This is a genomic window from Sulfitobacter rhodophyticola (assembly GCF_041281685.2).
Lineage (GTDB): Bacteria > Pseudomonadota > Alphaproteobacteria > Rhodobacterales > Rhodobacteraceae > Sulfitobacter.
Map to the genome: position 1 here is coordinate 1,165,827 of NZ_CP166251.2, position 20,270 is coordinate 1,186,096.

The 20,270-nt window shown below is 59.8% G+C and carries 15 protein-coding genes and 2 tRNA genes; 12 read left to right on the top strand and 5 right to left on the bottom strand.

All coding sequences use genetic code 11. The features are described from left to right. Positions 1 to 100: 100 nt before the first annotated feature. The 10 genes from leuC to glpK all read left to right on the top strand — a co-directional run bounded on the left by leuC (position 101) and on the right by glpK (position 11,632). Positions 101 to 1,507, top strand: coding sequence for a 3-isopropylmalate dehydratase large subunit (leuC, locus tag AB4X18_RS06740; protein ID WP_370399365.1), 1,407 nt, complete (start codon positions 101 to 103; stop codon positions 1,505 to 1,507). Between the two features lie 83 nt (positions 1,508 to 1,590). Next, positions 1,591 to 2,196, top strand: a complete 606-nt coding sequence (gene leuD / locus AB4X18_RS06745) for a 3-isopropylmalate dehydratase small subunit (RefSeq protein ID WP_370399366.1) — start codon at positions 1,591 to 1,593, stop codon at positions 2,194 to 2,196. Between the two features lie 317 nt (positions 2,197 to 2,513). Continuing rightward, positions 2,514 to 3,362, top strand: a complete 849-nt coding sequence (locus AB4X18_RS06750) for a hypothetical protein (RefSeq protein WP_432817216.1) — start codon at positions 2,514 to 2,516, stop codon at positions 3,360 to 3,362. A gap of 50 nt (positions 3,363 to 3,412) precedes the next feature. Beyond that, the gene (locus AB4X18_RS06755) at positions 3,413 to 4,369 is read left to right on the top strand and encodes an endonuclease/exonuclease/phosphatase family protein (protein ID WP_370399367.1); all 957 of its coding nucleotides are present in this window, start codon (positions 3,413 to 3,415) and stop codon (positions 4,367 to 4,369) included. 65 nt (positions 4,370 to 4,434) lie between these two features. After that, positions 4,435 to 5,541: a 3-isopropylmalate dehydrogenase gene (gene leuB / locus AB4X18_RS06760; protein ID WP_370399368.1), complete on the top strand. Its 1,107-nt coding sequence runs from the start codon at positions 4,435 to 4,437 to the stop codon at positions 5,539 to 5,541. Positions 5,542 to 5,588: 47 nt separating this feature from the next. Next, positions 5,589 to 5,665 (top strand) — tRNA-Pro (locus tag AB4X18_RS06765). A gap of 211 nt (positions 5,666 to 5,876) precedes the next feature. Next, positions 5,877 to 6,500, top strand: coding sequence for a sulfotransferase family protein (locus tag AB4X18_RS06770; protein WP_370399369.1), 624 nt, complete (start codon positions 5,877 to 5,879; stop codon positions 6,498 to 6,500). A gap of 70 nt (positions 6,501 to 6,570) precedes the next feature. Next, positions 6,571 to 8,343 (top strand): adenylate/guanylate cyclase domain-containing protein, encoded by a 1,773-nt coding sequence (locus AB4X18_RS06775; protein WP_432817217.1) that lies wholly within the window; start codon positions 6,571 to 6,573, stop codon positions 8,341 to 8,343. A gap of 178 nt (positions 8,344 to 8,521) precedes the next feature. Continuing rightward, positions 8,522 to 10,096, top strand: a complete 1,575-nt coding sequence (gene glpD / locus AB4X18_RS06780) for a glycerol-3-phosphate dehydrogenase (protein ID WP_432817218.1) — start codon at positions 8,522 to 8,524, stop codon at positions 10,094 to 10,096. 48 nt (positions 10,097 to 10,144) lie between these two features. Then, positions 10,145 to 11,632: a glycerol kinase GlpK gene (glpK, locus tag AB4X18_RS06785; protein ID WP_370399372.1), complete on the top strand. Its 1,488-nt coding sequence runs from the start codon at positions 10,145 to 10,147 to the stop codon at positions 11,630 to 11,632. On the opposite strand, the gene AB4X18_RS06790 is transcribed toward glpK, so the two are convergent. From AB4X18_RS06790 to AB4X18_RS06805, 4 genes are all read right to left on the bottom strand, one after another. Next, positions 11,629 to 13,068 carry an alpha/beta hydrolase gene (locus tag AB4X18_RS06790; protein WP_370399373.1) on the bottom strand — a complete coding sequence of 480 codons (1,440 nt, stop codon included), beginning with the start codon at positions 13,066 to 13,068 and terminating at the stop codon, positions 11,629 to 11,631. The genes glpK and AB4X18_RS06790 overlap by 4 nt on opposite strands. Before the next feature lie 113 nt (positions 13,069 to 13,181). Continuing rightward, complete coding sequence (locus AB4X18_RS06795) at positions 13,182 to 13,628, bottom strand: MarR family winged helix-turn-helix transcriptional regulator (protein ID WP_370399374.1); 447 nt, start codon at positions 13,626 to 13,628, stop codon at positions 13,182 to 13,184. Positions 13,629 to 13,691: 63 nt separating this feature from the next. After that, positions 13,692 to 16,901: a reductive dehalogenase gene (locus AB4X18_RS06800; RefSeq protein ID WP_432817219.1), complete on the bottom strand. Its 3,210-nt coding sequence runs from the start codon at positions 16,899 to 16,901 to the stop codon at positions 13,692 to 13,694. A gap of 109 nt (positions 16,902 to 17,010) precedes the next feature. Next, a tRNA-Arg gene (locus tag AB4X18_RS06805) sits at positions 17,011 to 17,087 on the bottom strand. Between the two features lie 122 nt (positions 17,088 to 17,209). Here AB4X18_RS06805 and AB4X18_RS06810 point away from each other — a divergent pair. Both AB4X18_RS06810 and AB4X18_RS06815 read left to right on the top strand, forming a co-directional pair. Further along, positions 17,210 to 18,244: a LacI family DNA-binding transcriptional regulator gene (locus AB4X18_RS06810; RefSeq protein WP_370399375.1), complete on the top strand. Its 1,035-nt coding sequence runs from the start codon at positions 17,210 to 17,212 to the stop codon at positions 18,242 to 18,244. A gap of 57 nt (positions 18,245 to 18,301) precedes the next feature. Next, positions 18,302 to 19,471 carry a winged helix-turn-helix domain-containing protein gene (locus tag AB4X18_RS06815; RefSeq protein WP_370399376.1) on the top strand — a complete coding sequence of 390 codons (1,170 nt, stop codon included), beginning with the start codon at positions 18,302 to 18,304 and terminating at the stop codon, positions 19,469 to 19,471. On the opposite strand, the gene AB4X18_RS06820 is transcribed toward AB4X18_RS06815, so the two are convergent. Then, positions 19,448 to 20,221 (bottom strand): IclR family transcriptional regulator, encoded by a 774-nt coding sequence (locus tag AB4X18_RS06820; protein WP_370399377.1) that lies wholly within the window; start codon positions 20,219 to 20,221, stop codon positions 19,448 to 19,450. The two genes, AB4X18_RS06815 and AB4X18_RS06820, sit on opposite strands and share 24 nt — an antisense overlap. Positions 20,222 to 20,270 lie beyond the last annotated feature (49 nt).

Below are 20,270 nucleotides of genomic sequence, written 5' to 3' on the forward strand. Positions count from 1 at the left end.
TGCGCTACTTCGCGCGCAATCCTGATACCGGACCCCGGCGCAGTCCGTCTGCACCGCCTGCCCCACATCTGCTGACATCTTTTTCAAGTGAGAGACACCCATGTCCCCAAAAACGCTGTATGATAAAATCTGGGATGCACACCTTGCCCACGAGGCCGAGGATGGCACCTGCCTTCTGTATATTGACCGCCATCTGGTCCACGAAGTGACCAGCCCGCAGGCATTCGAAGGTTTGCGCATGACCGGTCGCTCGGTACGCGCGCCCGACAAGACCATCGCAGTTCCCGATCACAACGTACCCACCACGCTGGACCGCGCCAATGCCGCGACCATGACCGAAGACAGCCGCATTCAGGTCGAGGCGCTGGACAAGAACGCCAAGGACTTCGGTATTCACTATTACCCCGTATCTGACGTTCGACAGGGTATCGTGCACATCGTCGGACCCGAACAGGGCTGGACCCTGCCCGGCATGACCGTCGTTTGTGGCGACAGCCACACCGCGACCCACGGTGCTTTCGGCGCTTTGGCCCACGGCATCGGCACGTCAGAGGTTGAACACGTTCTGGCGACGCAAACGCTGATCCAGAAGAAATCGAAAAACATGAAGGTGGAGATCACCGGCAAGCTGCGCCCCGGCGTGACCGCCAAGGACATCACCCTTTCCGTCATTGGTGCCACCGGCACCGCAGGCGGCACGGGTTATGTGATCGAATACTGTGGCGAGGCGATCCGCGATCTGTCCATGGAAGGGCGCATGACCGTCTGCAACATGGCCATCGAAGGCGGAGCGCGCGCCGGATTGATAGCACCCGATGAAAAGACGTTTGAGTATTGCATGGGCCGCCCGCACGCACCGAAAGGGGCGCAATGGGAAGCGGCGATGGAATGGTGGAAAACCCTCTATTCCGACGATGACGCCCATTGGGATCAGGTGATCACGCTAAAGGGTGAAGACATCGCGCCCGTGGTTACATGGGGCACCTCGCCCGAAGACGTGTTGCCGATCACAGCCAAGGTGCCAGCGCCGACCGATTTCGAAGGCGGCAAGGTCGGCGCGGCGGAACGGTCGCTCGAATACATGGGGCTGACCGCCGGCACGCCACTGTCGGAAGTTGAAATTGACACGGTCTTCATCGGCTCCTGCACCAACGGCAGGATCGAGGACCTGCGCGCCGCCGCCGCGATCCTGAAGGGCAAGAAGAAAAAGGACGGCATCCGCGCGATGGTCGTCCCCGGCTCCGGACTTGTGCGCGCACAGGCAGAGGAAGAGGGGCTGGCCGATATCTTCAAGGAGGCAGGTTTCGAATGGCGTCTGGCGGGATGTTCGATGTGTCTGGCGATGAACCCCGATCAGTTGCAACCCGGCGAACGCTGTGCCGCAACCTCCAACCGCAACTTCGAAGGCCGTCAGGGTCGTGGGGGCCGTACGCATCTTATGTCGCCCGCCATGGCAGCGGCTGCGGCAGTGACCGGCAAGCTGACGGATGTGCGGGAGATGATGTAAGAGCCTCGGCTGTGCTCACGATCTGACACGTTAATTATCATACCACCTTCCCACTGGTGGCCCGACTTCAGGAGTTCATGACCATGGACAAATTCGACACACTCACCGGCATTGCAGCCCCAATGCCCCTGATCAACATCGACACCGATATGATCATCCCCAAGCAGTTTCTCAAAACAATCAAGCGATCCGGCCTTGGGGTGAACCTGTTTGACGAAATGCGCTATGACGACGATGGCAACGAGATCCCCGATTTCGTGCTGAACAAATCGCAGTATCGCGACGCTGAAATCCTTGTCGCGGGCGACAACTTCGGCTGCGGCTCATCCCGCGAACACGCGCCTTGGGCGATCAAGGACTTCGGCATCCGCTGCGTCATCGCACCGAGCTTTGCGGATATCTTTTATAACAACTGCTTCAAGAACGGTATTCTGCCCATTGCCCTGCCGCAAGAGCAGGTCGATGTCATGATGAAGGATGCCGAAAAGGGGGCAAATGCCCGCATCACAATCGACCTGGACGCGCAAACTGTGACCACGTCAGATGGAGAAATCTTCCGCTTTGATGTTGACCCATTCAAGAAGCACTGCCTTATGAACGGCCTCGATGACATCGGTTTGACCATGGAAAAGGCCGCCTCCATCGATGCGTTTGAAGCACAGGCGGCACAAAGCCGCCCCTGGGTCTGAAAAAATCACTTCTGATGGCATAAAAAAATTATTGCTAAATAGCTGATTTTATACACTTCTTGTGGGCGCCTACTCGACGCCCACAACATGTTGCGAAGTGCCTTCAAATGGCCATCATGTTGATGCATTAACGCACCACCCCCACCATCAAATCGCCCCATACCTTTCGTCTTATTAACCAACAGACTTGAGGATTGTGACGAAAGAAGGCACAAATTGGGCAGAATTGAGGCAAGCCTCCTGATCTCCCGGGGGCAACAAGTTGGGACAAGCACGCGGCATCGTATCGCGGCTGGCCAGTTTGGAAGGGCGAACGCGTGATTGGACGGATGACAGGCGCTGCTGTGCGCGGGGTCCTTGTGGCATTGCTGATTGCAACGCCGGCATTGCTGTTGCCCGGCGTTGCTGCGGATTCCACCCAGATCACTGTGCTTGTCGCGCTTCTTGCTGCGTTCCTGACCTTTGTCGAATACAATTCCAACTTCCCCAGCATCGTGGAATTCCGCGATGCGCCGCCGTTCAACCGCCTGCGCTTCATGGCGCTTCTGGTGACGGTCGTCATGCTGAGCCTGATCATCAAAGGCGATACCAGCCCGACCCCGACGACTGATGCGCTGGCGTCGATTGGGACGATTCTGGGCAACGCGATCGACTTTCCGTATTCACCTGTGCGCCTTGTGGTGCTGATGCTGCCCGCCGAGGCAAGCGTCGATCTGGTGAATTCCGTACGCACCTCCGCCGGACTGGCTTACCTGATTTCGCTGATCGCCATGACCGCGTTCCTGTTTCTGGTGCGTGTCCTGGGGTGGCCCGCACGCGGCGGCGCCTTCAATGTCTGGGTCAACCTGCCCCTTTTCGACCCGACCGCCGGGGGCGATGTCCTGCAACGCTTGCAGCGGGACGCGCGGATCAATATCGCACTGGGGTTTCTGCTGCCTTTTATCATTCCCGCAGTGGTCAAAGCCGCAGCTGATCTGATAGACCCAATCACATTGGAAAATCCGCAAACCTTGATCTGGACACTCAGCGCATGGGCCTTTCTTCCCGCCAGTATGATCATGCGCGGCATTGCGATGGGCCGGGTTGCGGATATGATCCTCGACAAGCGCCGTCGGACCTACGCAAACGCCGAAGCAGAAGGCGACGGGGATTTTCAGGCCGCCTAAGGCGTTCGGCCGCCGGGCTTCTGGCACTTCTACTGACTTGCATCGCTACCTTGCCTGCGTTCTCGGAAACGCTGCGCATTGCGACGTTCAACACCGAACTGGGGCGCAAGGGTCCGGGCATCCTGCTGCGCGACATTCTCAAGGGGGATGATCCGCAGATCACGGCGGTCATTGATACCCTAGTTCAGGCTGACGTGGACACCGTAGCATTGCAAGGTTTCGACTATGATCTGGAAGGGCGCGCCTTGCAGGCGTTCCAACAGGCGCTTTCGGCTGCTGGGTTGGTCTATCCCTACCGGTTTGCAGCCCCGCCCAACGCCGGATTGGCCACCGGTATTGATATGGACGGCGACGGCCGCAAAGGCGGGGCCGGTGATGCGCAGGGCTACGGGCGGTTCTATGGCGCAGGCAGCATGGCCATTCTGTCCAGGGTGCCGATCCTGACCGAAGACATACGCGATTATTCAGCCTTTCTGTGGCGTGATCTGCCAGACGCGTTGCTGCCGCAGACCGCTGCGGGTCCTTTCCCCAGTCCGGAGGCCATCGCAATCCAGCGGCTGTCTTCGCATGGTCACTGGTTGGTGCCCCTGAACCACCCGACCCTTGGGCGCGTTACCCTGATGACCTTCCATGCCAGCCCCCCGGTTTTCGACGGGGACGAAGACCGCAATGGCAAGCGCAACCATGACGAGGTCGCGTTTTGGGTTCACCTGCTTGAGGGCCGTCTGGGGCAAATGCCGGAGTCTCCTTTCATCCTTGCCGGGGATGCCAATCTTGATCCCGAAAAGGGCGACGGGCGGGGCATTGCCATGCGAAATCTTTTGAACCATCCCGCGTTTCAGGACCCCCTGCCCGACCAGCCGACCGTGACGTGGTCACAGACCGGGCCGATGCGCGTGGACTATGTTCTGCCTTCCTCCGATCTGACTGTAACTGGTGCAGACGTGATGTCGGTGAATCCAGCAGCAAGCCGCCACAGCCTTGTCTGGGTTGACCTGACACGGTAGCGCTTCTTGACCCGCCCCGCGCGTCACGCTACCCCGCCTCTGACAGTTTTTTCCAGGAGCATCCCATGGCCAATCCAACACTACTTATCCTTGCCGGCGACGGCATCGGTCCCGAGGTTATGGGAGAAGTCACGCGGGTGATCGATTGGTTCGGTGCAAAGCGGAATCTGGCGTTTGACGTCTCACACGATCTGGTTGGTGGCGCGGCATATGACAAGCACGGGACGCCGCTGCATGACGACACGATGGCAAAGGCCCTTGCGGCTGACGCCGTACTGCTGGGTGCCGTCGGCGGCCCGAAGTACGACGATCTGGACTTCTCCGTCAAACCCGAGCGGGGCCTGCTGCGCCTGCGCAAGGAAATGGACCTTTTTTCCAACCTGCGTCCGGCACAGTGCTTTGATGCGCTGGCGGATTTCTCCTCGCTCAAGAAAGACCTGATCGCAGGTCTGGACATCATGATCGTGCGGGAACTGACCTCTGGCGTTTATTTCGGTGAACCGCGTGGGATCATCGAGGAAGGCAACGAACGCGTCGGCATCAACACCCAGCGCTATACCGAAAGCGAGATCGACCGCGTCGCGCGTTCAGCCTTTGAACTGGCCCGTCGCCGCGGCAACAAGGTCTGTTCGATGGAAAAAGCCAACGTGATGGAAAGTGGTATCCTGTGGCGCGAAGTCGTGCAAAAGGTGCATGACACCGATTACCCGGATGTTGAGCTGAGCCACATGTATGCCGATAACGGCGCGATGCAGCTGGTGCGCGCGCCCAAACAGTTCGACGTGATCCTGACGGATAACCTCTTTGGCGATATCCTGTCTGATTGCGCTGCCATGCTGACCGGGTCGCTTGGCATGTTGCCATCAGCATCATTGGGGTCACCCAATGCAGACGGGCGGCCCAAGGCGCTTTATGAACCCGTGCATGGCTCCGCCCCTGATATTACCGGCCAGGGCAAGGCGAACCCGATTGCCTGCATTCTCAGCTTTGCCATGGCGCTGCGGTATTCCTTTGACCAGGGCGATGAAGCAACCCGCCTGGAAAGCGCGGTGGAAAAGGTACTGGCGGATGGCGCACGCACCGCCGATCTGATGGGCCCCGAAGGCGGCACGCCGATCTCCACCACACAGATGGGTGATGCCATTCTTGCAGCATTGGACGCAAGCCTGTAGGCAGATATGCGGCGTGGGACCTTCGGGCCGGACGCATATACCACGGTCGGGCTGTAGCGCAGCCTGGTAGCGCACCTGCTTCGGGAGCAGGGGGTCGGAGGTTCGAATCCTCTCAGCCCGACCAACTATGACTAGTTCAATGCACTGCAAGACCGCTCAGGCACAGTTTGGCCAAGGCCCTGTTCCAAAAATCGTCGACGGATTAAAACATGCAGCCGGTCCGCGGATTTTCAATTCACAGTCAAAATGCCTTGATCGGTGCGTGGCTTTGGCACAGGCTGTCGCCACTTCTGGCATTGTCGGACGGCAACGTCTCATAAATAGGGAATTCGATCATGGCATTGAGAGTCATTGGCGCTGGGATCGGGCGGACAGGGACGATGTCGCTCAAGATCGCGTTGGAGCAACTGGGCTTCGGGCCTTGCTACCATATGGTCGAACTCCTTGATAACATGCCTTCACAACTGCCCCTCTGGCAGGATGCCGTGGCAGGTCGGCCCGATTGGGAACAGATTTTTCAGGGCTATCACAGCGCGGTTGACTGGCCCACGGCAAGGTTTTTCCGCGAACTGAATGAGACCTACCCCGACGCAAAGTTCGTTCTGGGATATCGAAGCCCCCAAAGTTGGGCAGAAAGCTTTTCTCATACGATCTACATGGCTCTTTCAGACATCAGCCAAGCCCCGCCGGAACAGCACGAATGGCTTCATATGGTTACGGAAATCCTAAGGCAGAATGGTATTCCTCCGGGCCTTGACGTCGCAGGGCTGGAAAAGGCGTTTGCAGCGCATATCGAGGCGGTGAAAGCCGCGATCCCCCCCAAGCAGCTATTGGTGTTCGAAGCCAAGGACGGTTGGGTGCCCTTGTGCAATTTCCTGGACGTTCCGGTGCCTGATGACCCTTACCCCCGGACGAACGACCGGGCCGAGTTCTGGGAAATCATGAAGGGCGAGCATTGAAAGACCACACGGCGGCTTGTGCATTTCCGCGAATAGACAATAGTCTGAGGCAGCAACAAGCAGCGGGCGCATGACCGAAAACAGAAAACTGGCAGCCATACTGGTTGCCGATATCGTTGGCTTCAGTCGCCTCACAGGTGCTGACGAAGATAGCATGCTGGCCCGTTTGCGCAGCCTGCGCAGCGACGTGATTGACCCGACAATTGCCGTGCATTCCGGCCGGGTGGTGAAGCGAACGGGCGATGGTGCTTTGGTCGAGTTTCGCAGTGTCGTTCAGGCCGTGCGCTGCGCCATCGAGGTGCAGGACGTCATGGCGGAGCGAAACGCCGGTGTGCCAGCCGAACGCCGCATCGAATTTCGCATCGGTATCCACCTTGGTGATGTTGTCGAAGAGGGGGATGGCGACCTGATGGGCGACGGCGTGAACATTGCGGCACGCCTTGAAGGGATTGCGGATGCCGGCGCGATCTGCATCTCCGAAGATGCCTATCGGCAGGTCCGTTCCCGGCTTGATCTGTCGGTGACGGACATGGGCGAACAGGCGCTGAAGAACATAGCAGAGCCTTTGAAGGTATACGCATTGCATGTCGGGACAGGGGGCAGGCCGCTTGCCCGTCAACCCGACGCATCGGCAACGACTGCGCTTCAGGACAAACCTTCCATTGCCGTTTTGCCCTTCGCCAACATGTCAGGTGAAGCCGATCAGGAATACTTTGTTGACGGCATGGCCGAAGACATCATTACGGCGCTGTCGAAATTCGACCAGCTTTTCGTGATCGCCCGCAATTCCAGTTTTGTCTACAAGGGCCGTTCTGTCGATATAAAGCAGGTGGGACGGGAGCTTGGGGTGCGGTATGTCCTTGAAGGCAGCGTGCGCCGCTCCGGTGAACGGGTGCGCATCACCGGGCAACTTATCAACGCCGAAACGGGGAGCCATCTTTGGGCCGACAAATTCGATGGCCGTCTTGAGGACGTGTTTGACCTTCAGGACCAGATCACCGCAAACGTCGTTGCAGCCATTGAACCCACTGTGCGCAAGGCAGAAATCGAACGTGCAAGAAGCAAGCAACCCGAGAACATGGGGGCTTATGACCTGTTCTTGCAGGCGCTTCCGCATATCTATGCCATTCAGCCGGACAGCAATCATAAGGCGCTCGACCTGCTGATGCAGGCGATCGACCTTGATCCTGAATACGCGCCCGCACTGGCGCATGCAGCTTGGGGTCTTGTTCAGCGGATTACCCGCCCGTGGGAGGAGTACAGCGACGACGATCCGGGTCTTGCCATTTCCCTTGCCCGACGCGCATTGGCAGTCGGCAGCGATGACGCGCAGGCTGTCGTGCTGGGCGGCTTCACGCTGGTCATGCTACGAGAGGATTATCTGACGGGGCTGGCTGCGGTTCGGCGGGCCATTGAACTTAACCCCGGATCCGGTTTCGTAAATGCGATGGCCGGTGGCGCACTGGTGTTTGGCGATGACGCCGCTGCCGGGCTGAAGCTGATGGATCGGGCCATGTTGCTGGGCCCCAAGGACCCCAGTTTCTTCAGCCATTTACTGGTCGCCTGCTTCGGACACCTGTCTTGTGATCGTCCTGAGGAGGGCCTTGAACTGGTTCTGCGTTCGATCGCCCTGAATTCGAACTGGGATTCGTCCTATCTTGGGTTGATCACAGCGTACACGCTGCTTGACCGACCCGACGATGCACGCGATGCAGCCAGCAGACTGCTCGAAATTCATCCTGCAGCCAGCGCCTCAAGGTATGACCGGATGTTGCCGGTCCGCAATGAAACCTTTCGCAAGACGATCGTCACAAGCCTGAAGAAGGCCGGTATTCCTGACTGACGGCGTCACGCCGCAAGGCAATTGATCCGGCGTTGGCAGCGCAAGCACGTCCTGCCCCTGAAGGTCCGGGCAGCGTTTTCCCATCTTCATAATATGCCGCACCGCACAGGTGCACCAACCGTTTGCGACACCGTCAGCGCTGCGATACACCCATCACGAGGGAAAGCAGAGAAGCGAGATGGCTCAGACACCTACACCCGAAAAGACATTCGACCTGTTTGTGATCGGCGGCGGCATCAATGGCTGTGGCATCGCGCGGGATGCAGCCGGGCGGGGCATGTCCGTCGCACTGGCGGAGATGAACGATCTTGCCTCTGCAACGTCCTCCGCTTCGACAAAATTGTTTCACGGCGGGTTGCGGTATCTGGAGTATTTCGAGATCAATCTGGTGCGCCACGCACTTGTCGAACGCGAAGTTCTGCTGCGTGCGATGCCCCACATCTCATGGCCGATGCGTTTTGTGCTGCCATATCACAAGGACATGCGTTTCGAGGGCGAAACACCTACATCAAAACTGCTGAACATCGTGATGCCCTGGGCGAAGGGGCGCAGGCCCGCCTGGCTGATCCGTTTGGGTCTGTTCCTGTATGACCATCTGGGCGGGCGCAAGATCCTGCCCGCCACGAAGACACTGCATTTGCCGGGCACACCAGAGGGCGCGCCGCTTGTCCCCAAATTCCAGAAGGCCTTTGAGTATTCTGATTGCTGGGTAGAGGATTCCCGCCTTGTGGTACTGAACGCGCGTGACGCGGAAGCGCGGGGCGCAGTGATCATGTGCCGGACCAAGGTGACCTCTGCCGCGCGGGAAGGAGACCTGTGGTGCATTGATACCGAAGACACCCGGACGGGCGAAAAGAACCGGTTCCACGCCCGGATGATCGTGAACGCAGGCGGCCCCTGGGTCGGCGACATCATCCAGAGCAAGGTTCGCGTCAATTCCACCGAAGGCGTGCGACTGGTGCGCGGCAGCCATATCGTGACACGCAGGCTTTACGATCACGACAAGTGCTATTTCTTTCAGGGCACGGATGGGCGGATCATCTTCGCCATCCCCTATGAGACCGACTTTACACTGATCGGCACCACCGATGCCGACCATCCTGATCCCGGCACCAAACCCGAATGCACCCCAGAAGAGCAACGCTATCTGCTGGATTTCGCCAATGGGTATTTCAAGCAGACGCTGACCGATGATGACGTTGTCTGGACCTACTCCGGGGTGCGTCCGCTTTACGATGATGGCGCGAGTTCCGCCGCGGCTGCCACGCGGGATTATACGCTGAAGGTCGAAGCAGCAGGCGGTGCGCCGATCCTGAATATCTTCGGGGGCAAGATCACGACCTATCGCAAGCTGGCAGAGGACGCGATGGACAAGATCGCGCCCCATTTTCCGGGTCTGTCAGGACATTGGACCGCCGGCGTACCCCTGCCCGGCGGCGACTTCGACGTGGATGAAGTGGAAACGCTGATTGACCGGCTTTCCAGCGATTATCCGTTTCTCACACCCCGATGGGCGCGCCGCCTGATCCGTGCGTATGGTACGGACAGCTGGCCGTTGCTGGGCGATGTAACAGACGCCAAGGCACTGGGGCAGGATTTCGGGGCGACCTTGACAGAAGCCGAAGTGCGCTGGTTGATGCAGCACGAATTCGCCCGCAATGGGGATGACATTGTCTGGCGCCGCAGCAAGCTGGGCCTGCGGCTGACGCCCGAACAGGTTGAAACGCTGGACGGGTGGATGGCGAAAGCTTGACATCGCCGCGCACGGGCAAACACCATGCGGCAAGACGAAAGGGTCCCCATGACGCATATTCTGGCCATTGATCAAGGCACCACATCGACCCGCGCATTGGTGTTTGACGCAGACATGCAGATCGTCGCGACGGCACAGCAGGAATTTGCACAACACTTCCCGCAAAGCGGCTGGGTGGAACATGATCCTGCGGATCTGTGGAATACCACGCTTCAGACCTGCCGGGATGCCATATCAAAAGCGGGGCTAGCCGCGGATCAGATCGCGGCCATCGGGATCACTAATCAGCGCGAGACGACCGTGGTCTGGGACAAGGCCACCGGCGAAGCCATCCATAACGCCATCGTCTGGCAGGACCGGCGCACGACCGACTATTGCCGCACTCTGCGCGATGATGGCCACGCAGAGATGATCACTGCCAAGACCGGGCTTCTGGCTGATCCGTATTTCTCCGGCACCAAACTGAAATGGCTATTGGACGAGGTGCCCGGCGCGCGCGAGCGGGCGCAGGCGGGCGAGCTGCTGTTCGGAACGGTCGACAGCTTTCTGATCTGGAAGCTGACGGGTGGAGCCGCCCATGTGACCGATGCAACCAACGCCGCGCGGACGCTGCTTTACGACATCCACAAGGGCAGATGGAGCAGCACAATCTGTAACCTGTTCGACATTCCCATGGCGATGCTGCCCGAAGTCAAGGATTGCGCCGCTGATTTCGGCACGACGGCCCCGGATGTTCTGGGCGCGACGCTGCCCATCCTCGGGGTGGCAGGGGATCAGCAGGCGGCAACAATCGGGCAGGCCTGCTTCAAACCCGGCATGTTGAAATCGACCTATGGCACCGGTTGCTTTGCCTTGCTGAATACCGGCACGACACCCGTCGCCTCCAACAACCGTTTGCTGACGACGATTGCCTATCAGCTGGACGGGGTGCCGACCTATGCGCTTGAAGGGTCGATTTTCGTGGCCGGTGCAGTCGTGCAATGGCTGCGTGACGCGGCTCAGATGATTACCAATGCCGCCGATACCCAATCACTGGCCGAGGAAGCGGACCCGCATCAGGAGGTGATCATCGTACCCGCCTTCACCGGTCTGGGCGCGCCCTATTGGAATGCCGATTGCCGGGGTGCAGTCTATGGCCTCACGCGCAGCTCCGGCCCGGCGGAATTTGCACGGGCCGCGCTTGAAAGTGTCGGCTTTCAGACACGTGATCTTCTGGATGCGATGCACGCTGACTGGCAGGACAGCGGCGCCAGCCCCACCCTGCGCGTCGATGGCGGGATGAGCGCGAATGACTGGGCGATGCAGTTCCTGTCCGATATCATCGATGCGCCCGTTGACCGTCCCGCCGTCCTGGAAACCACGGCGATGGGGGCCGCATGGCTGGCAGGGCAACGTGCGGGCCTGTATCCCGGCATGGAGGCTTTCGCGGAAAGCTGGGCGGCGGACCGGAGCTTTGCCCCCGACATGGACGACGACCTTCGCGACAAGCGCTATGCGGGTTGGAAGCGCGCGGTTGAGGCGACGCTGAGCGTCTAAGACTGAAACAGCGGGAAGCTGACGCCCAACGCCCAGGCCAATACGATGCCGAGCGCAAGGCCCGGGGCAAGCGGCCCCGACACGCGCGCGGCCGCTCGGCCCACTGTGCCGAAGATCAGATAGAACAGCACCATCACCGGTGCGATCATGATCAGGAAGAAAAGCCCTTCGAAGTCCAGCACCACCGCCACTATCAGAGAGCCGATGAAACCCAGGCGAAACACCAGTCGTTGCCAGAACGACGACTGCGCTGCCAATATCGCATCTGCCAGCATGTACGGCACCGCGCCTATTCCGATCACCGCAATGATCCACAGCCGCCCCGCCGTCGGCCAGAAATTGGCCGCATACCGATCCAGCGCGAAGCCGAAGACAATGCACCAAACAAGTACAATGGCGAAGGCAGCGATTGAAAAGCCGCCAAGTGGCACGCGCCAGTACCACAGGAACGCCAGTTGGAGCCCACCGAACAGGAGCAGATGCAGCATGAGGTGATCGGCAACCAGCACCGGAAGGAAAGTCGGATGCACCGCAACTGCGACCGAAGGCGCGGCAATTGCAGGAACGAGAACCAACACGAGCCTCTGCCACGCGGTCAGCAAGACGGTCGCCCGAGGGCGATCCGGCAAAAGGGCCACAAACGGACGGAAGGCAAGCACCATGCCGAAGAACAGCGCCAGCAACGCCCAGCCGGTCGGCAGGATCTGCACGTTGGAACTGCGGTCGTAAAACCGATCAAGCCAGTCCAGCGCCTCCGTCCGGCCCGTGCGGCTGTGCAGGACGGAAACATGGTCGCTCAATGGGGCGATCACGGCGCGGCGCTCAAGCTGTCCATCGCTGGCGGTCGGCCCCTGAGCGGACGATCCATCCACCATCTTCAGAGCGTCGACGGCAAAGGCGCGCAAGCCTGGTTCCCAAGCCCCGGTGATGAGCAGCAGGTCGGCAGGCGCACTGCCGTCAATCTCTTGCGAAAAGGCCGAAACCAGCACCATCGGCCCTACGTCATCGCGCGTTTGGGCGGCGCGCACAAGTATGTCTGTCGCCATCGAGTGCCCCAGCAACGCCACTGGTGCGTCCCCCTCAGTCACAGCATCCATAACCGCATGAACTTGGGAGACCAGCAATCGCGTGGTGCCCTCAATGGCATTCACATCGCCAGACATGGGTTGTGTGTGTCGTCCGTGGCCCAGAAATTCAAAAACCGCCACACGGTATCCCGCGCGGGCCAGCGGCAGCGCATAGCCTTGCATCATCTGCTGTGACCCTGCGAACCCATGCGCGATCACCACCGCAGGGCCATCCGCCCCTGCCTGCGCATACTCTGTCACCGGCGTCTGGCCGACAAGGCGCTGGCTGATCTCTACGCCCGACCGGGCGGATGACAGGACCCAAATCGAAAGACCGATCATCAGGGCCGCCACAAGCGCCCTCAGCATGCAGGGGCTCCACGGCAACCTGTGCAGGTGTCTATTGAGGGGTGCGGCATTCCGGCTCCGTCAGGTGTCATTTGCTCCTCACTCAACCTAAGCCATCAATGCCCCATGGCCAGTCAGCGTTTCCCGGACAAGCCGGCAATTCGGATCAGACAACCGCGAAGCACCTCGCGGTGTTCTGCCGGCACATCGGCCATCAGCGCCGTGTCATAGCGCCTGGCTTCCTCCCGCAGGTCTGCATAGGCGACCTTGCCTTGCCGCGTCAGCCTGAGCGCATCGTGTCGGCGGTCACTGGGCAACGCGGTTCGGATCAGGAAGCGTTTGTCCTCCAGCGCGGCGACGGCCCGGCTGACCTTGGTCTTGTGGATACGCGCGCGGGTGCAGACCTCTTTTGCGGTCATCATGCCATAGCGCCCAAGATGGAAAAGCACCCGCCATTCGGTGCGCAGCATCCCGTATCGGGCCTTGTAATAACCTTGAAAACCGATGCTGGACACATCCGCCGCTTGATTGAGCAGGTAGGGCAGGAAGTCCTGCAAATCGAAATCATCATCCGTCGCCATGGCCAACAGTTACCGCGTAGCGAATGCCTTCACAACGACGGTGCCGGCCCAATCAACAACGGGTCAAAGATCAATTTCGATCACGCCATCCTTCTGTGCGGCGCGCGACTGGCAGAGGATGATCTGGTCTTGGCGCTGCGCCTTGGAGAGGACAAAATCCCGATGCTCCACATCGCCGCCGACAAGGCCGCATTTGCACACCCCACAGATACCATCACTGCATTTCACATCGATCCGGTATCCATTTTCGGCAAGAACGTCCGTTGCCGATTTATCCGGCGGGATGATCAGATCACGGCCCGATCTGGCCAGTCTGAGGGTAAACGGATGATTGACGTATTCCGGCTGCTCAGGCACCGAAAAATACTCAAGGTGCCTCGCCTCCTCAGGGAAACCGGCCCGGTCGGCGGCATCCATCACGGCCACCATGTAGCGATCCGCCCCGCAGGTATAAAGATGCCAGCCCTCGCGGTACCCTTCCAGGATTTTATCGAGATCGGCGCGGGTGCCTTCATCGGTGATATGCAGATGGACGCGGTCGGCCCACGCAAACCCCTTGATATCATCCAGCAGCGCCATCGTTGCGCGCGACCGGCCGGAGTAATGCACGACGAAGTCGCGCCCCTGCGCATGCAATTCGTGCGCCATGGCGATCATCGGCGTGATCCCGATCCCGCCGCCCATCAGGATGGATCGCGTTGCCGCCGCAACAAGGGGGAAGTGGTTGATCGGTCGGGAAATGAACACCCGTCGTCCTTGCGTGAAAATCCGGTGCATCAGCTTTGACCCCCCCCGCCCCGCATCTTCCCGCAAGACGACAATCTGGTACTTTGACCGATCCGCCGGATCACCCGACATCGAATATTGCCGCAGGAATTCCGGCGCGACCACAATGTCGAGATGCGCGCCTGCCCGCCATTCTGGCAGGTCACCTCCGCCCACGGGGGTGAGTTCGTACTTCATGATCCCCTCTGCGCTTCGCTCCGCGAGGGTGACGTCAACCTGGATCACCGGACTGTCCCCGGCGGCAGAATAGATATGCAGATGCCCCTGTTCGTCCCGCTCCAGCAGGGACTTGTGCTCTTCGGCGGTGATCATCGCCTGATAGGCCGCAATCCCGGCTTCACGGTCCATCGGAAACGGATAGGGATAAGGATGCGGCGCCAGCGGGGCGGGATAGACCGCCAGTGTCTGATCCTCATATTTCAGGTCAAGATCCTTTTGCAGCCCGCGCGCATTGACGGAATTGCGCGTGGGCCGATACCCACCGTCCTCCCCGATCTCCAGATCCCACCACCATTTCTTGACCGGGTTCAGCGCGCCATTCTCAACAACGTCATCGAGCCGCGCAAGCGCGGGTGCCAGCTGCGGCACATTCATCGCCGCCCAGCGAAACGGTTTCTCCTTGAAAAGTCCCTCAAGGTTCCAGGGACAGGTCTTCATGCACCGCCCGCACATTGCACCGCCGGGGGTGGTGATGCGGTAGGTCGCGCATTTCTGGCTGTCCGATTTCCAGATCTCGTACCCGTTGAACATCAGCTTCGGACCCGCGGTAATCGCACCCGACGGGCATTCCCGCGCACATTTATTGCAGCTTTCGCAGAACCGTTGCAGGCCAAAGTCGATAGGTTTGTCATGGGCCAGCGGCAGGTCCGTGGTCACAGTGCCCGATTTCAGACGTGGCCCCAGAAAGGGGTTCAGGATCACCTCGCCGATGCGGCTGACCTCACCCAGCCCGGACAGCAAAAGCAACGGCGGCTGCAACACTTCCCCGTCCATTACCGTATGCGCCTTTGCGGCATATCCCAGGTTGCGGATCTGTTTCGCGATCACCCCGCCGATCAGCGAAAACCGCAGATAGGCGCGCATGGATTGTGCCACGGCGATCCAATCATCGCCCGACGACCCCTCCATCGTCTCGTAGCCCTGATCGATAATCATGTTGATGGCCTGATCATGCGGCGGGTCAATTTCCTCGCCCCGCGCATCGTGGCTGTACCACGCCCAGTCAGGACACCGCGAAATACCGATAGCATCCACCCCTAGAAAATAGCTGGTCGCCTTGATCAAATCGGCCGCTTCCTGCGGACCAAGCGGAACCTGCTGCGCGGCGGCTTCCCCATCCTGCAGCAGAACAAACGCACCCAATGCCCTGCGCTGCGCCGTTGAAGGTGCCGCCTTGCGCACGTAATGCCCGCCCTTGGCACCGTCCTGCAGTTTCTTGCCCATGTCCCCGAATTGCGCCCGGGCGAACATATCCGTGCGCTTGGGGACCCGCGCGACATGAGGCTCATCAATGAAGGTTGTCGGCGTATCCACCCGCTTGAGCGTCTCGAACCGGTGCGCGCCATCCACAAAGCGGCGCTTGGCATAGGGTACGGCATTGATCTGACCCTTCGCCGTGCCCACGCCCAGGTTCCAACCGATCCCGAAGGCCGATCTCGGTTGGTCCGACAGATCGGCAAGGGGGCGGTCGGGGGACATGTCAAAACACGTGGTCACTGCCGAAAGGCCAAAACGCGTCCCGATATAGGGATGATGCAACATACCATCTTTGACCGTTGCGAGGCCCGCCGCAACCGCCAGCTTGTTCAGATCGACATCGGAGCTGGAGACCGTATGACCCCGTGCGTCATGCCCCAACACCCGCAGATAATTGGCCAGCACAACCGCCGTTTCCGCTGCCAGCAGCCCCGCGCGGTGCGCCTGCGCATCCTTGATCCAGTCACAACCCACCTCACCCGGTTCCGGCGCGCGCGGGTTTTCATACAGCAGGACCAGCGCATGCGTGTGGCCTTCGATGCCCGTCGGCGCGGCTGCCATGGAGTCCCTCAGATCAGCCATGATCAGGTCGATGCCCGACGCCAGCGTCTTGGTCTGTCGCGTCTGCAAGTCTCGCGAAAGACGGTCAACATCTGGGTTCACATAAGGCTTATCCAAAACAGCATGGGCAGAAAGGTCGCAAATCCCGACCACGGCAGCATCCGCGAAATATCCAAAAGCCTTGAGATGCTGCGCCCGCGTCGCCGGATCAACGGGCGCCTCCGCGATGACAGGATTGACCAGACCACCCCGAATCGCATCCAACATCGCCTGATGTTCGCGCATCGCATTCACGATGGATCGTGGATCTGACGGGCGATCAAACGAAAGCTGCAAGGCCTGCGGCACCTGCGACAGGTCAGCCGCCCCCGCCCGTCGCGCCAACCGCTCCGTCGGATAGGGGCCCATATGCACCGGGCGGTGTTTGTCGGAAAAGAAACGCACGGTCATCGCAGGCCCATCTGGTAAAACGGATATCGCGGCGACAGATGCTCACGACACTAACGCCAGAGCCGCAGTATGATCAGACACGAAACCATTCGCAATCAGTCAAGGTTTCTGGCGACCCCGGCAGGATTCGAACCTGCAACCTGCCCCTTAGGAGGGGGCTGCTCTATCCAGTTGAGCCACGGGGCCGCGCGGGTTTGGTTTAGACGAGCGAACGGCCATTGTCATGGCCGGATTGCGGTATCGCGGGAGGAACCTTGATTGCACGTATCTGTTCGCGCTAACTGTAAGGAAAAGACTGGATACCTGAATTGACCACAGCTCCCCGCCGCGCGCTTACCTTGCGTGATGTATCAGAGGCTTGCGGCGTCTCTGAGATGACCGTCAGCCGCGTCTTGCGCAACCGTGGGGATGTCTCGCAAGGGACACGGGACAAGGTCTTGGCCGCTGCCAAGGAACTTGGATATGTCCCCAACCAGATTGCCGGGTCGCTGGCATCGCAGCGGGTCAATCTGGTGGCTGTGATCATACCTTCCCTGTCCAACATGGTCTTTCCCGAAGTGCTCAACGGGATCAACCAAGTGCTTGAAGATACGCCATTGCAACCGGTGGTCGGCGTCACAGACTATCTGCCGGAAAAAGAGGAACGTGTGCTCTATGAGATGCTGTCGTGGCGACCGTCCGGCGTCATCATAGCGGGTCTTGAACATTCAGAAGCGACAACCGCGATGCTGCGCAATGCGGGTATCCCCGTGGTGGAAATCATGGATACCGACGGGCGCCCCGTGGATGCGATGGTGGGTATTTCCCACCGCCGTGCAGGCAGGGAAATGGCCAACGCCATCCTCAAGGAGGGGTATGAGCATATCGGCTTCATGGGCACCAAGATGCCTCTGGACCACCGGGCGCGCAAAAGGTTCGAAGGATTTACCGAGGGTCTTGCCAAGGCAGGGATCGAAATCGAGGACCGTGCGTTCTATTCGGGTGGCTCTGCCCTGGCCAAGGGACGAGAAATGACGCAGGAGATGCTCGAACGGTCGCCTGATCTGGATTTCCTTTACTATTCCAACGACATGATCGGGGCTGGTGGATTGCTTTATCTGCTGGATGAGGGGATCGACATTCCCGGCCGGATCGGGCTTGCGGGGTTCAATGGGGTCGAGTTGTTGCAGGGGCTGCCGCGGCAGCTTGCCACGATGGATGCCTGCCGGATCGAAATCGGACAAGCCGCCGCCCGGATTGTCTTGAACCAGTCCAGCAATGAACCTGATCCCGACATACCGGACCAGGTGACGCTGACACCCACCTTATCCTTCGGGGATACGTTGCGCCGCAAACGCCTTTGACCTGTGCTGACGCTAAGCAACACTGACGCAAGGCGGATTTTTCTTGATCGCCACCGATTGAGCGAAGCCCCAACGGGTGAGGCACGGGGGGCTGCCCTTGCTGAGCTTATCGAGAGCCTTGGATTTGTTCAGCTCGACAGCATCAATACCGTGGCGCGGGCGCATGATCTGATCCTGTTCTCCCGCCGTCCCCGGTACCGGCCCAAATCGCTCAAGCACCTATACGAACGGGACGGTGGGCTGTTTGAGCATTGGACCCATGACGCGGCTGTGATCCCAATGGCTTTCTATCCATGGTGGCACCTGCGCCGCCAGCGGGACGCCGAAAGGCTGCGCGCCCGGTGGCGGGATGACCGGCGGGCGGGTTTTGAGCGGCAGTTTCAGGTCGTGCTGGATCAGATCAGGTCAGAAGGGCCCGTCACATCGGGTGATGTCGGCAAGGACGAAGCACGCGGATCAGGCGGATGGTGGGATTGGCACCCTTCCAAGACCGCGCTGGAATACCTTTGGCGGTCAGGCGCACTTTGCGTGGTCGGGCGCGACGGGTTTCGCAAGAAGTACGACCTGACTGAGCGGGTTCTTGAAACGCATCTGTGCGATGAGGCTTCCGCTCCGGATGTTCAGGCGACGATCGACTGGTGCTGTGATCAGGCGCTGCACCGCCTAGGTTTTGCTACCCATGGCGAGTTGGCGGCTTTCTGGGCGCATGTGACCCCCGCAGAAGCAAAGGCATGGTGCATGGCCGAAAAAACTGCGGGGCGTCTGGAGGAGGTTGCAATCACCGGGGCTGATGGCACCGTCAAACCTGCCTTCGCGCGACCCGGTCTGGCGGCTGACCCCGCGCTTGAGACCGCACCCTGTCCGCGCCTGCGCGTGCTCAGTCCGTTTGATCCGGCCCTGCGGGATCGCAAACGGGCGGAGCGGCTTTTTGGTTTTGATTACCGGATCGAAGTTTTTGTACCCGCACCGCAGAGGCGGTTCGGCTATTACGTCTTTCCCATTCTGGAAGGTGACAAACTGGTTGGACGCGTCGACATGAAAGCCTTTCGCGATGCCGATCATTTGCGGGTGCACGCCCTTTGGCCCGAAGGAAAGACCGTCTGGGGCAAAGGCAGACAGCACGCATTCGAAAGGGAGTTGGACCGCCTGATCAAACTGGCTGGTGTCAGCAAGGTCATCTTTGATGATGGCTGGTTGCGGGGCTCAGCGCAGCGCCATCTCGGATAGATCTGACGCGGCTTTCATCAGCCTGCCAAGATGGCCCTTCAGGTCATCCATGGAAATCCGCTGGGTGGGCGCATGGACGGAAAGCGTCGACATCAATCGGCCAAGATCGTCCATGATCGGCACGGCAATCGCCACCATCCCATCCATGAACTCCTCGTCATCCGTGGCGTAGCCGTTGTTGCGCGTCGTCTCGATCTCCCGGTGGATGTCTTCCGGTCGGGTCAGCGTTCTGGCCGTATGCACATCCATGATCGCAGCCGCGAGGTATTTCGACAGCATTCGCGGTGCCAGCGTGGACAGGTACATCTTGCCGCTGGCCGTACAGTGAAAAGGCACTGTGGTGCCAATAGGCAGTTGGATGCGCAGCGGCCACTTGGTTTCCACCCGGTCCAGATAAACCATGCCGTCGCGTTCCGGCGTCGCGATGTTGCAGGTTTCGCCAATGTCAGCGGTCAGCGCGTTCAACACCGCAAGGCGAACCGTACGCACCCGACTGGAAGACAACACATTGATCGAGATTTTTCGCAGCCGCAGACCCGCAGAATAGGATCTGCCGTCGATGTCGCGTTGCAGGAAGCCTTCCTGCTCCAACCTGTGAAAGAGGCGATGCACGGTCGCCTTGGGAAGCCCGAGGCTTTCGTTCACCGCCGTAGGCGTTACCGGGACACCCGCCGCCGCGATCTCCTCCAACACCATGAGCAGTCTCAGATTTGTCGGAATCGTTTTTTCGGGTGCACTCGCATCAGCCATACAAAGCTCTCGTTCCTAGTCAGGGTCACAAATACCACTCACGTAAGAC